Genomic DNA, 11,607 nt, shown 5'->3' on the forward strand with positions numbered 1-11,607 from the left:
GCCACCGGTGGCACAGGCGCGCGATGACGAGCCGACCTCTCGCCGTAATCGTGCTTGCCGCCGGCAAGGGCACGCGCATGAAATCGGACACGCACAAGGTGCTGCACCCACTGGCGGGGCGGCCGATGCTGCTTCATCTGCTGTCCGTCGTTGAAGGGCTTGCACCGGCAAAGACCGTAGTGGTCGTCGGCGCAGGCCGTGAGCAGGTGGAGGCGGCGGTCGTTCCACTGGGGGTGACCGTGGCACAGCAGGTGGAGCAACTGGGCACCGGCCATGCGGTGCAGCAGGCGGAGAATGCCCTTGGGACCTTCGTCGGCGACGTACTGATCCTGTACGGGGACGTCCCGCTAGTGACAGAGGCGACCATGCGGCGGATGATCGATCGTTTGCACAGCGACGAGGCGCCGGCAGTGGTCGTTCTTGGCTTTCGACCGGAGGATCCGGGTGCGTACGGACGTGTGATCGCCGACCGCGGGGGGCGCATCGAACGCATGGTCGAGTTCAAGGACGCATCCGCCGAGGAGCGGGCGGAAACGCTATGCAATTCCGGGTTGATGGCAGTGCGCAGCGAAGATCTGTTCGATCTCCTTCGCCGCGTCGGCAATGATAATGCAGCGGGCGAATATTATCTGCCGGATGTCGTCATGCTGGCGGGTGCCGACGGACGTCCGTCGGCTGTCATCGAGACGGGTGTCGCGGAAGTAACGGGGGTGAACAGCCGAGCCGAACTCGCCGCGCTGGAACTAGTGTGGCAAGAGCAGCGCCGCCGGCAAGCGATGGATGAGGGAGTGACCTTGATTGCGCCGGAGACGGTTTGGTTCAGTCATGACACGCGTCTTGGTCGCGACGTCATCGTTGAGCCGAATGTCGTCTTCGGCCCGGGCGTAACGGTCGCCGACAAGGCCATAATTCACGCCTTCAGCCACATCGAAGGCGCTACGATCGGGGAGGGCGCCTCTGTGGGCCCCTATGCCCGGCTGCGACCAGGTGCCGTAATGGAGAAGGGAGCCCGGGTCGGCAACTTCGTCGAAATGAAAAAGGCGGTGCTCGGAGAGGGCGCGAAAGCGAACCACCTGACCTATCTCGGCGACGCTGAAGTCGGACCGGGGGCGAACATCGGGGCAGGAACAATCACCTGCAATTACGATGGTTTCTTCAAATACAAGACGCATATCGGTGCTGGAGCCTTTATCGGATCCAACTCTGCACTGGTGGCGCCGGTGACGATTGGTGATGGCGCGATCGTGGCGGCGGGGTCGACGGTAGTGTCGGATGTCGAAAAGGACTCACTGGCGCTTGTGCGGCCGCCGCAAACTGCCAAGCCCGGTTGGGCGGCGAAGTTCAGGAGCGTGATGCGCGCTCGGAAGGAATCCCGATAAATGTGTGGTATTGTTGGAATTATCGGCCAAGAGCCGGCGGCTGATCGCCTGCTGGACGGTCTGAAGCGGCTTGAATATCGCGGCTACGATTCTGCCGGCATCTGCACCGTGAGCGACGGCGCCTTCGAGCGCCGCCGTGTCCCCGGCAAGCTGCGCAATCTGGCCCAGTGCCTGGCGGAAGACCCGCTGCCGGGGCGAAGCGGCGTCGCGCATACCCGCTGGGCGACGCACGGCGCACCGACGGAGAACAATGCGCATCCACACATCGTTGGGGATGTGGTGGTTGTCCACAACGGAATTATCGAGAACTTCAAACCCTTGCGCGAGGAACTTATTGCGGAGGGGCGGACATTTCTCAGTCAGACAGATAGTGAAGTGGTTGCGCACTTGATCGCGCGCGAGATCGAGGGCGGTGCGGAGCCGCGCGCTGCGCTGGCGGCCGTACTGCCGCGATTGCACGGCGCGTTCGCGCTGGGTGTAATGGTTCGGACGCACCCGGACCTGCTGCTCGGCGCCCGACTCGGTGCACCGCTGACGGTTGGCTACGGGGACGGTGAGAACTTCCTGGGTTCGGACGCCTTGGCGCTGGCACCGCTCACGCAGCGCATCGCTTATCTCGAAGAGGGCGATTGGGTTGCGATCACCCATGGTGAGGTCGAAATCTACGATTGCGACAATCAGCGCGTCTCGCGCCCGATCGTTAACTCGGGTGCCTCGGGGCAGTTGATGGACAAGGGCAATCACCGCCACTTCATGCAGAAGGAGATCTACGAGCAGCCTGTGGTGGTCGCTCAGACCCTTCGCTCGTACCTCCGACCGCTCGAGGCGCAGGTTTCGCTTCCCGATATAGAGTTCGACCTGTCAACCGTGGAGCGGGTCGTCATCGTAGCCTGCGGCACGGCCAGCTACGTTGGCATGATCGGCAAATACTGGATCGAGAGCCTGGCGAGGATCCCTGTCGAGGTCGATGTGGCAAGCGAGTATCGCTACCGCGATCCTGTTTTGCTGCCGAACACCCTGGGGCTGGTGATATCGCAGTCCGGCGAGACGGCGGATACGCTTGCCGCGCTGCGGCACATGAAGGCCGGCGGGGTGACCACCGGAGGCATCATCAATGTGCCGACGAGCTCGATGGCCCGAGAGGTTGACCTTCTGCTCCCGACCCACGCCGGACCGGAGATCGGTGTTGCCTCGACAAAGGCGTTCACTTGCCAGTTGGCCGTCATGGCGGCTCTGGCGACAAACCTTGCGAGGGCGCGAGGTCGTCTGGCCAACGAAGCGGAAATCGTGAAGCATCTGCAGCACGTGCCCGAAGCCATGAGCATGGCGCTCAGCCATGATGCAGAGATCGAGGCGATGGCGCCGAAGATCGCGGCAGCGCGCGACGTGCTTTATCTTGGCCGTGGTCCGGAATATCCACTCGCGCTTGAAGGCGCGCTTAAGCTGAAGGAAATCAGCTACATCCACGCAGAAGGTTATGCGTCAGGTGAAATGAAGCACGGGCCGATTGCGTTGATTGACGAGGCCGTTCCGCTGATCGTGATCGCTCCTTCCGGCCCGTTGTTCGACAAGACGGTCAGCAACATGCAGGAGGCGCAGGCGCGTGGTGCGCAGGTCGTTCTGATCTCCGACGCGGAAGGGATCGCGCAGGCGGGCGAAAACACGATCGCGACGATCGAGATGCCGAAGGTTCATCCGTTGATCGCGCCGCTGGTCTATGCGGTGCCGGTTCAGTTGCTGGCCTACCACGTCGCGGTTGCGAAAGGCACGGACGTCGATCAGCCGCGCAATCTGGCGAAATCCGTCACGGTCGAATGATCGGAGCCCCTCCCGCCGTATGATGCGGCGGGAGGGGAATGATCAACACCTGCCTAGTCGAAGCCGCGATTGAGAAACCGCTCGGCCAAGGCACAGTGCATGGCGATCCCGTCGGCCATCACTCGTTCTTCGATCGTCATCTTCACATTATGCAGCGGCGGGTTTGTGCGTGGATCGCTGCCGTCCGGCGCGACGCCCATGAACGCCATCGCGCCGGGCACTTCGCGTAGCACGTAGGAGAAGTCCTCGCCGCCCATCATCGGCGCAGGCATGGTCGTCCAGCCGTGCTCGCCTGAAATGTCACTGGCAAGTTCACGCATCATCGCGGTCACACGCGGATCGCAGAAGGTAACGGGGTAGCCCTCCTCGATCCTTGTCTCCGCAGCGCAACCATGAGCCGAGGCAATATCACCCGCGATCTGATGGAAGGCCGCGCGGGCCTTTTCGCGGGTAGTCTCCGACAAGGTGCGTAGCGTACCCATCAACTTCACCTCATCGGGGATGATGTTGTGGCTGCTGCCGGCATGGATCTGAGTCACCGTCAGGACAGCAGGATCGGCGACCGGGATGCGCCGCGCGATGAAGCTCTGGAGCGCCGTGACGATCTCGCAAGCGACCGGGATTGGGTCGATGCAGTCATGGGGCATGGCGGCATGGCCGCCCTTGCCCTTGATGGTCGCGATCAGCGTGTCGGTGGAGGCAAGAAGCGGCCCTTCGCGGCCGACGAAGACACCCGCCGGAGCGTTGGGGAAGATGTGAAGCGCAAAGGCGGCGTCAGGGCGCGCAATGTTGAGCAGCCCGTCGTCGATCATCCAGCGCGCGCCGTGATGACCCTCTTCGCCCGGCTGGAACATGAAGACAATCGTTCCCGGCAGCTCATCCTTGCGGGCGCACAAGGCGCGCGCTGCGCCCGCGAGCATGGCGGAATGGGCATCGTGGCCGCAGGCGTGCATCGCGCCCGGGATGGTGGACGCGAATGGAAGCCCGGTGTCCTCAGCCATCGGTAGCGCATCCATGTCGCCGCGCAGCAACACGGTTCGCGTGTTATCGCCCGAGCCACTGCGACCGCCGCGCAAGATCGCGATGAAGCCGGTCGTCGAGGTACTGTCGTGGATTTCAAGCGGCAGCCCAGCAAGCGCCGCCTTCAGCTTCGAGGTGGTCAGTGGACAGTGAAGGCCGATCTCGGGTTCGGCATGAATGGCGCGTCGCAGCGTGATGGTGTCGTCGAGCTGCGCCACGCCGGCGGCCTGCCAATCGTCAAGGGTGAGTGGGGCGTTCATGGGCGATCCTTTCCTTGGTTCGTACCTAAATCGGATCGCCGCCGGCGCAAGTCGGCCGCTGCGCCGGCAGTGTCGGCTAGATCGTAAAAGCCCGGTGCTACCAAGCGACCGCGATCTTCCCGAAGTGGCTGGCGGATTCTAGATGACGGAACGCGTCCGCCAGTTCCTCCAGCGCGAACGTCCTGTCCACGACCGGTCGGATGCCAGTGACTTCCAAGGCGCGGACGCAATCCTCCTGCTCCTCCCGGCTGCCGACGATCAGTCCCTGCAGCTTCGCCTGTTTCGCCATCAGGAATGCGGTTGGCACCTCGCCACCAACGCCGGTGAGCACGCCGATAAGCGCGATATGGCCGCCGATACGAACGGCCTCGATCGACTGGCCGAGCGTTCCGGGACCACCGACCTCGACCACAACGTCGACGCCCCGGCCGCCGGTCAGCTCCAGGGCCTTGCGGCCCCACTTCGGCTCCTGGCGATAGTTGATGATGTGATCGGCGCCGAGTTCCTTCGCGCGCGCCAGCTTCTCGTCGGAGGAGGATGTCACGATCACCTCCGCCCCCATCGCGTGCGCAATCTGCAAGGCATAGATCGAGACGCCGCCGGTGCCGAGCAACAGCACTGTATCGCCCGCGCGCAGGCCGGCATCGACGATCAGCGCGCGCCAGGCGGTGAGCCCGGCGGTGGTGATCGTGGCCGCTTCCTTGTGGCTCCAGCCGCGCGGCGCCTTGGTGAAGGCGGTCGCCGGCAGGACGACGGCGTCGCGGGCGAAGCCGTCGATGCCGTCACCGGGCACCCGGCGAAAATCGGCTACCTTTGGCGGGCCCGCTTGCCAATCCGGGAAGAATACCGACACGACATGGTCGCCGGCGACGAAATCGGTCACGCCGTCGCCGACCGCCTCAACCACGCCGGCGCCGTCGGCGAGAGGGATGCGGCCATCAGCCGCGGGGGACTTGCCCGAGCACACCAGATAATCATGGAAGTTGAGCGAGCTGGCATGAAGCGAAACGCGGACCTCGCCGGCGCCCGGCTTGCCCGGATCAGTTGCATCGGTCAGGCTCAGTCGATCAAGCCCGCCCGGCTGCGATAGGGTCATCGCCCTCATGGCTGGTTGCTCGTCTGGCTGGGCACGCTGCGCCGTGCCGCGGTGACCGGGACGGTCGGTTCGAGCATTTGCCCCTTCATGATTCCCTCTCCCTTGGTTGGCGATGTGGGCATGTCCATGATGCGGTGGACAACATCCATGCCCTGCACGACGCGGCCGAACACCGCATAGCCGGGGTTTGCCCCCTCCGCGTCCATCGCCGGCGTGTTGCCGACGATGATGAAGAAATCGCCGCGCGCGGTGCCAGGCTCCGCCATGGCCATGGAGATGGCGCCGTCCACATGGCTGAGGCCGGTCTTGGTCGTCGGCTCATGTGCAATCGGCGGCAGCGTGCGTTTCGGATCGTTTTGGGTGCCGAACTGGATGAAGCCGTAGCGCGGCTCCGCTTGCACCTTCACCGTGCGATAGAATGTCGTTCCATCCAGTCGCTTGCCCTCGACGTACTTCAGGAAATTGGCCGCTGTCACCGGTGCCCGTTCGGTTTCGATCTCCAGGACGATCGGACCGGCTGCGGTAGAAAGGGTGACCAATGATGTCGCTGCCTTGCGCGGTGCAGGGGCGGGCGTTGCCTCAGGCGCAGCCGGGGCCGCGGCAGACGAGGGTGCAGGGGCGCCCTGTGCGGCAAGGCCGGACGGAAGCAGAAGGGCAGCACAAAAAAGGATCGCGCGCATCAGCCGACCTTCGCCACGAGCAGGGGCATGCTGTCCGCCTGACTGCCCGATAGCTGGATCGTGTAGCGTCCCGGTTTCAACGTGAAGTCCACCATTTTCCTGATCCCCGTGCATTTCGGCCCATGGCTGTGCGCGGTAGAGGGGAGGGCGCCTCCCTCCTGTACCAGATCCACCCATGCCCGCCCGCCCAGCGCCACGCGGTACGTTCCGCTGTCCTGCACGGTCAGCGTCAGCGTGCCCGCGTGACCATTGGTGTCCTTGGCCGCAGGCGCCAGCGTGACGAGCCCGGTGGGGTGAAGCGAGACCAGCAGCGACTGGCCAGGCATTACGGATGCGCCGCCGCCGGCCTTTATGCCGGCCGCCACGGGCGTCTGTTTCGACCAGGCGGCAAGCTCCGCCGGGATGGCGACACGAACATTGCTGCAGGCCGGGTCCTGCGCGGCATCCTGGGCAATGGCTGGAGAGGCGGCCAGTAGAAGGCCGGCAACTGAAGCACGGATCACTCAAGGTTCCTTTCTTGCTCGCTTATATCGTCGTTCAACGTGCGAAGCGACGCAAGGGAGCAAGATGAGCGTGATCAATGCGCTGCCACGGTCTGCAGCACGGGTGGGAGCCCGCCGCGGCCGCCTGCGGATGGTGATTCCTGCAGATGACAACGACGGGCCGCTCCAGACGGTGGCTCAGGCCCGGGTCGGGATTTTCTCGAACGGCACATCCTTGTCGACGCGCACGTCACCCGGCAGCCCGAGCACACGTTCGGCGATGATGTTGCGTAGGATTTCGTCCGTGCCACCCTCGATCCGCGTTGCCGGGCTGCGCATCAGCGTCGCCTGGAAGCGTGCCGCATGTGCCGCTTGGGCTGGATCCGTCAGCACCCCGGCTTCGCCCTGAAGGTCGATCGCGAAGGTGGAGATGTCCTGACTGGTGGCGCCAGCGACCAGCTTGCCGATCGAATTTTCGGGGCCCGGCTCTTCACCCTTCGACAGCGCGGTGAGTGCGCGCATCGAGGTGTATTTCAGGCCGCTTGCCTTGGTCGCCCAGTCGGCGAGGCGCGAGCGGATCGATGGATCGTCAACCAGCCGGCCGCCATCACGCCCCGGTGCCCGAACTGCATAGTCGAGCAGTGTCTCAAACCCAGTCGACATACCGGACCCGATCGACAGCCGTTCGTTCATCAGTGTGGTGAGCGACACCGTCCAGCCCTGACCCACGCCGCCCAGACGCTGGCTGTCGGGGATACGAAGGTCGGTGAAGAACACCTCGTTGAAGCCGGATTGCCCGTGGGCCTGAAGGATCGGACGCACTTCGATGCCGGGCGACCGCATGTCGACCCAGAACATCGTCAGTCCCTTGTGCTTGGCGACGGTGGGGTCGGTACGGGTGAGCAGGATGCCATATTGCGAGATATGCGCGCCCGAGGTCCAGATCTTGGACCCGTTGATGACCCATTCGTCACCTTCCTTCACTGCGCGCGTCCGCAGGCCCGCGAGGTCCGAGCCCGCCGAAGGCTCCGAGAACATCTGGCACCAGATATCCTCCCCGGCGGCGAGCGGCGGCAGCAATGCCTGCTTATCCTCCTCACCCCCCCACGCCATCACGGTCGGGCCACACATTCCCTGGCCGATGATGAAGGTGAAGGAGAGGGTGGCATAAACGCCTTCCTCCTGGTTCCAGATGACGCGCTGCATCGGTGTCGCGCCGCGGCCGCCATATTCCTTTGGCCAGTGCAGGCACGCCCATCCGGCATCGTACTTCTTCTTCTGCCATGCCTTGCTTTCGGCCAGCATGTCGAAATCGGCGATGTCGCCAGCTGTGCCGTGTCCGGAACCCGACAGGATCGGGTACAGGTGCTTGGGCGCGTTGGCATCGATCCAGGCGCGCGCTTCGGCGCGGAAGGCGGCTTCTTCGGGAGTGTCGTCGAAGTTCATGGCTTTGGGCCTCCGATCTTGTCCGTGGCTTGGCTCAGGCAGCGATGGGTTCGTTGGCGGCAGCCAGGCGGCTGACCAGTTTCTCTTCCCAGTCGGGAAGGCTGCCCAGCGCCAGGCCGAGCTGCGTGGCGCGGCGATAGTAAAGGTGGCAGTCCATCTGCCACGTGAAGCCCATGCCGCCGTGGACCTGGATGTTGTTCTTGGCGCAATGGCGGAACGCGTTGGTGGCGGACACGCGCGCGGTCGCAGCCGCGCGCGGCAATTCCGCAGCGCCGGTCGAGAGCGCCCAGGCGCCATAATAGGCATTGGACCGGGCGAGGGTGGCCGACACGTACATGTCCGCCAGCATGTGCTTGATCGCCTGGAAACTGCCGATCTGGCGCCCAAAAGCCATTCGCTCGAGCGCATAGTCGCGCCCCATCTCCAGCGCGCGATCGGCGCCGCCGATCTGTTCAAACGCGACCAGTACGGCGGCGCGATCGAGCAGCGTCTGGTATAGCGACCAGCCTTCGCCCTTTTCGCCCAGCCGCTCGGCATCGGCATTGTTGAATGTCAGTTCCGCCTGGCCGCGCGTGGGATCGACCGTATCCAGCGACCGACGGGCAACGGCGTCCTGCGCCAGATCGACGAGCACCAGGCTGAGGCGGTCACCGTCCTTGGCAAGCACGACCGCCACATCAGCGATGTCACCATCGAGCACAGGTGCCTTCTTGCCGGACAATTTGCCGCCGACGAAGGTAGTGCGGACGGACGTGTCACTGACGCGCTCGCCCTCCGCCGCCGCCAGGCAGCCGATCGCGGCGCCGGCGGCGATCCGTGGCAGCCACGCGGCCTGCTGCTCCGCCGTGCCGAATGACTTGATCGCCTCGGCCACCAGATAGACGGACGAGAGGATCGGGAGCGGCGTCAGGGCGCGTCCGAATTCCTCCGCGACGGCGCAAAGCTCCAGATAGCCCAAGCCAAGGCCGCCATGCTCCTCCGGAATGGCGATGCCGAGGAAGCCCATCTCCGCCACGCCGCGCCACAGGTCGCGATCGAAACCGCCCCCCTCCAGCGCCTTGCGCACCCGATCCGGCGGGCATTCTGCGGCAAGGAAGCGGCGAGCCTCCTGGCGGAACTCATTCTGTTGTTCGTTGAAATCGAACTGCATCGATCCCCTCCCTCTTATTCCTGCGGCAACTGGTGCACGTAGACTTCGTTGTGCGAGATCCTGTCTCCATCGAGCAGGACCATGTCGAACCCGCGGAGCCGCCCGGCGCCAGCCACGTCGCAATACCAGCGGCCGCAGAAGCCGCCGGGGATCGGCCAGGTCTCGTCGGGGGTATAGGTCATCGCCGGAGTCGCGCCGAACAGGCCGGTCAGATACGGCCGCAGCGCATCATGCCCCTGGATCCCGGCGGCGGTCTGCGGATCAAAATAGCGGCAATCCGCCGCGTAGAAGCCTATCAGGGTTTCCACGTCCTTGGCGGTCCAGGCCGCGAGCCAATCGGCGTTGAAGCGCGCGATGTCCATCGATCAGGCTCCCACTACGCGCGCAACATGCGCAGGCTCGAAAATCTCTGCCGGTACCGCTTCGGGGCCAGCAAGGGTCGCAACCCCGTGGAGGCCCAGCATCGGATCAGCGGCAGTCGCCTCGTAGTAGCGGTGTCGGCGCGCGCGCGCGGCTTCCCCGAACTCCATGTCGAGCGTCGCCTGCATCTCGGCCGCGATGCGCAGCCGGCGCATCCGCTCTGTTCGCTCCTCGGCATAAGGGCGGAAGTCGGGCGCGCTTGAAGCAGGCGTTTCCTTGAGGATGTCGCTAACCAGGCGCACGTCGCGGTAGGTGATCGACAGGCCCAGGCCGAGGATGGGATCGTTCCAGCCGGCCGCGTCGCCGACCAGCACCGCGCCAGGCGCATAGGGCTGCTGCGCCGCGCTGCTATTGTTGTAATACGCGAACAAGGGGCTCGCCGGCGTGCCCGATGCGATCGCCTCGTTATGCGGCGCGGACTTCATGCGGAAGGCGTCTAGGAACCGTGCCGGTCCGTCATTCCCGGCAAAGCGCCGCGTGTCGGCCAGCGACCAGCCGCCATATACGCGCATCCGCTCCTTCCCCTGCGGAAAGGCGAGGAAGCCGAAATCATCCTCCGTTCCGATGGCTTGGCGCGAATCGTCCCACCCCGCGACGCCGTCGACCAGCAGGCCCGCAAACCAATGGTGCGGCTTGTCCTGATGAAGCGCCAGGCCCGCCGCGCGGCGAACGCCGGACTGGCGACCCTCGGCCCCGACGATCAGCGGTGCGCGCGCGTCATGCTCGACACCCTCCATCAGGTACGTCACGCCGGGCGAGGCGCCGAGCGTGACGGAGGTGATGCTGATGCCGCGCCGGGTCTCGGCGCCCGCTGCCGCGGCGGTGTCGAACAGCGTCTGGCAATGAACCGGATGGCGCAGGCAGAGCGGGCCCGGCACGTCAGGCGCGAACATGCCGAGCGGCATGGCGGCAGCCTCCGCGGCGGCGGGATCGCGCGTCTCGTCATAGGTCACGTGGCTGGTCAGGTGATGACCGCCCGCGGCGACCAGCACGTCGTAGAGGCCGAGGCGCTTCGTCTCGGTGACACCCCAGGGCGAAATCCATTCGCCGCGCACCTTGTCCTCATAGACCGTCGACTTTTCGAGCAGCAGCACAGAGCGGCCCGCCCGCGCCATCGTCGCCGCCAGCGCCGATCCGCCGATGCCGCCTCCGACGATGATGAGGTCGTATGTCATGCACGCTCTCCTGCCGTCGGCGGCCATCGTGAGCTGCGCGATCGGTGCGGATTAAGTCGATCGACCTAATCGCCTGACAGGTACGAGCCTGGCGGGGGACGAGTCAATGGCCGCTGGACCCGAAGCCGGATCGATGGGGAAGAAGGCATGATGGCTGGCCTAACGGCCACGACGCGATGGTCAGAATACGAGGTAGAGCAGGACGACCATGCACAGGCCGATCGCGGCCAGAAAGATCAAGACGTTGGTTCCCGATACCTTCGGCATGGTCGACCATCCTTCGCAGCGGCGCTGGCGCCGGGGCAAAGATCATCACCGGCCTGGCCCGACCATGCATTCAGTAAAGTCCCGTAGCGAGGGTGCTGAGAGAGGTGCGATCGGCAATAGCGGGGGCGATGCGGCGGGGCTTCTCGCTCTCTTCGATAACGAGGTGACATGCAGACACGCGTCGTGACAGAAAGGCTGCGTGCGCCGCGCTAGCGCCGGCCCACCGTATCGTTGATTAGGAGAAACGTTCCTTCTCAGCCGGAGCAATGCCGCGCAAGGCATTGCTATCAAACGGAAAGAAGGTGGTGGACGCACTTGGGCTCGAACCAAGGACCCGCTGATTAAGAGTCAGCTGCTCTACCAACTGAGCTATGCGTCCGTTCCGGTTTAGGCTGCTGCCGCCGCCGGGAGGCG

10 protein-coding genes and 1 tRNA gene are annotated in these 11,607 nt (G+C 64.9%); 2 read left to right on the top strand and 9 right to left on the bottom strand.

Annotated elements, in window-relative coordinates; all coding sequences use genetic code 11:
• Positions 1-23 precede the first annotated feature (23 nt).
• Both glmU and glmS read left to right on the top strand, forming a co-directional pair.
• Complete coding sequence (glmU, locus tag K0S66_RS00645; protein ID WP_301073142.1) at positions 24-1,379, top strand: bifunctional UDP-N-acetylglucosamine diphosphorylase/glucosamine-1-phosphate N-acetyltransferase GlmU; 1,356 nt, start codon at positions 24-26, stop codon at positions 1,377-1,379.
• The gene (gene glmS, locus K0S66_RS00650) at positions 1,380-3,197 is read left to right on the top strand and encodes a glutamine--fructose-6-phosphate transaminase (isomerizing) (RefSeq protein WP_301073143.1); all 1,818 of its coding nucleotides are present in this window, start codon (positions 1,380-1,382) and stop codon (positions 3,195-3,197) included.
• A gap of 53 nt (positions 3,198-3,250) precedes the next feature.
• Here glmS and K0S66_RS00655 read toward each other — a convergent pair whose 3' ends face one another.
• The 9 genes from K0S66_RS00655 to K0S66_RS00695 form a co-directional block, all read right to left on the bottom strand.
• A complete protein-coding gene (locus K0S66_RS00655; RefSeq protein WP_301073145.1) occupies positions 3,251-4,477 on the bottom strand; it encodes a M20 family metallopeptidase in 1,227 nt (408 codons plus the stop codon).
• A gap of 97 nt (positions 4,478-4,574) precedes the next feature.
• Positions 4,575-5,582 (bottom strand): NAD(P)-dependent alcohol dehydrogenase, encoded by a 1,008-nt coding sequence (locus K0S66_RS00660; RefSeq protein WP_301073146.1) that lies wholly within the window; start codon positions 5,580-5,582, stop codon positions 4,575-4,577.
• On the bottom strand, positions 5,579-6,253 hold the full coding sequence (locus K0S66_RS00665; protein ID WP_301073147.1) for a peptidylprolyl isomerase: 675 nt from the start codon (positions 6,251-6,253) through the stop codon (positions 5,579-5,581). The genes K0S66_RS00660 and K0S66_RS00665 overlap by 4 nt, the downstream gene beginning before the upstream one ends.
• Positions 6,253-6,756, bottom strand: coding sequence for a homogentisate 1,2-dioxygenase (locus K0S66_RS00670; RefSeq protein WP_301073148.1), 504 nt, complete (start codon positions 6,754-6,756; stop codon positions 6,253-6,255). Before K0S66_RS00670 ends, K0S66_RS00665 begins: the two co-directional genes overlap by 1 nt.
• A gap of 177 nt (positions 6,757-6,933) precedes the next feature.
• Entirely contained in the window at positions 6,934-8,181 is a 1,248-nt protein-coding gene (locus tag K0S66_RS00675; RefSeq protein WP_301073149.1) for an acyl-CoA dehydrogenase family protein, read from the bottom strand.
• Positions 8,182-8,215: 34 nt separating this feature from the next.
• A complete protein-coding gene (locus tag K0S66_RS00680) occupies positions 8,216-9,331 on the bottom strand; it encodes an acyl-CoA dehydrogenase family protein (RefSeq protein ID WP_301073151.1) in 1,116 nt (371 codons plus the stop codon).
• A 14-nt stretch (positions 9,332-9,345) separates the two neighbouring features.
• Complete coding sequence (locus K0S66_RS00685) at positions 9,346-9,693, bottom strand: nuclear transport factor 2 family protein (RefSeq protein WP_301073152.1); 348 nt, start codon at positions 9,691-9,693, stop codon at positions 9,346-9,348.
• Positions 9,694-9,696: 3 nt separating this feature from the next.
• Positions 9,697-10,926, bottom strand: coding sequence for an FAD-dependent monooxygenase (locus tag K0S66_RS00690; RefSeq protein WP_301073153.1), 1,230 nt, complete (start codon positions 10,924-10,926; stop codon positions 9,697-9,699).
• Between the two features lie 570 nt (positions 10,927-11,496).
• Positions 11,497-11,572 (bottom strand) — tRNA-Lys (locus K0S66_RS00695).
• Between the last annotated feature and the right edge of the window lie 35 nt (positions 11,573-11,607).

The organism is Sphingomonas sp. (genome assembly GCF_029239295.1).
In the GTDB taxonomy this organism is placed as follows: domain Bacteria; phylum Pseudomonadota; class Alphaproteobacteria; order Sphingomonadales; family Sphingomonadaceae; genus Sphingomonas.

What these genes read in the sequence shown, in the direction of transcription:
- glmS (WP_301073143.1), top strand. Translation starts at nt 1,380, where the DNA reads ATGTGTGGTATTGTTGGAATTATCGGCCAAGAGCCGGCGGCTGATCGC.
- K0S66_RS00665 (WP_301073147.1), bottom strand. Translation starts at nt 6,253, where the DNA reads ATGCGCGCGATCCTTTTTTGTGCTGCCCTTCTGCTTCCGTCCGGCCTT.
- K0S66_RS00655 (WP_301073145.1), bottom strand. Translation starts at nt 4,477, where the DNA reads ATGAACGCCCCACTCACCCTTGACGATTGGCAGGCCGCCGGCGTGGCG.
- glmU (WP_301073142.1), top strand. Translation starts at nt 24, where the DNA reads ATGACGAGCCGACCTCTCGCCGTAATCGTGCTTGCCGCCGGCAAGGGC.
- K0S66_RS00675 (WP_301073149.1), bottom strand. Translation starts at nt 8,181, where the DNA reads ATGAACTTCGACGACACTCCCGAAGAAGCCGCCTTCCGCGCCGAAGCG.
- K0S66_RS00690 (WP_301073153.1), bottom strand. Translation starts at nt 10,926, where the DNA reads ATGACATACGACCTCATCATCGTCGGAGGCGGCATCGGCGGATCGGCG.
- K0S66_RS00660 (WP_301073146.1), bottom strand. Translation starts at nt 5,582, where the DNA reads ATGAGGGCGATGACCCTATCGCAGCCGGGCGGGCTTGATCGACTGAGC.
- K0S66_RS00680 (WP_301073151.1), bottom strand. Translation starts at nt 9,331, where the DNA reads ATGCAGTTCGATTTCAACGAACAACAGAATGAGTTCCGCCAGGAGGCT.
- K0S66_RS00685 (WP_301073152.1), bottom strand. Translation starts at nt 9,693, where the DNA reads ATGGACATCGCGCGCTTCAACGCCGATTGGCTCGCGGCCTGGACCGCC.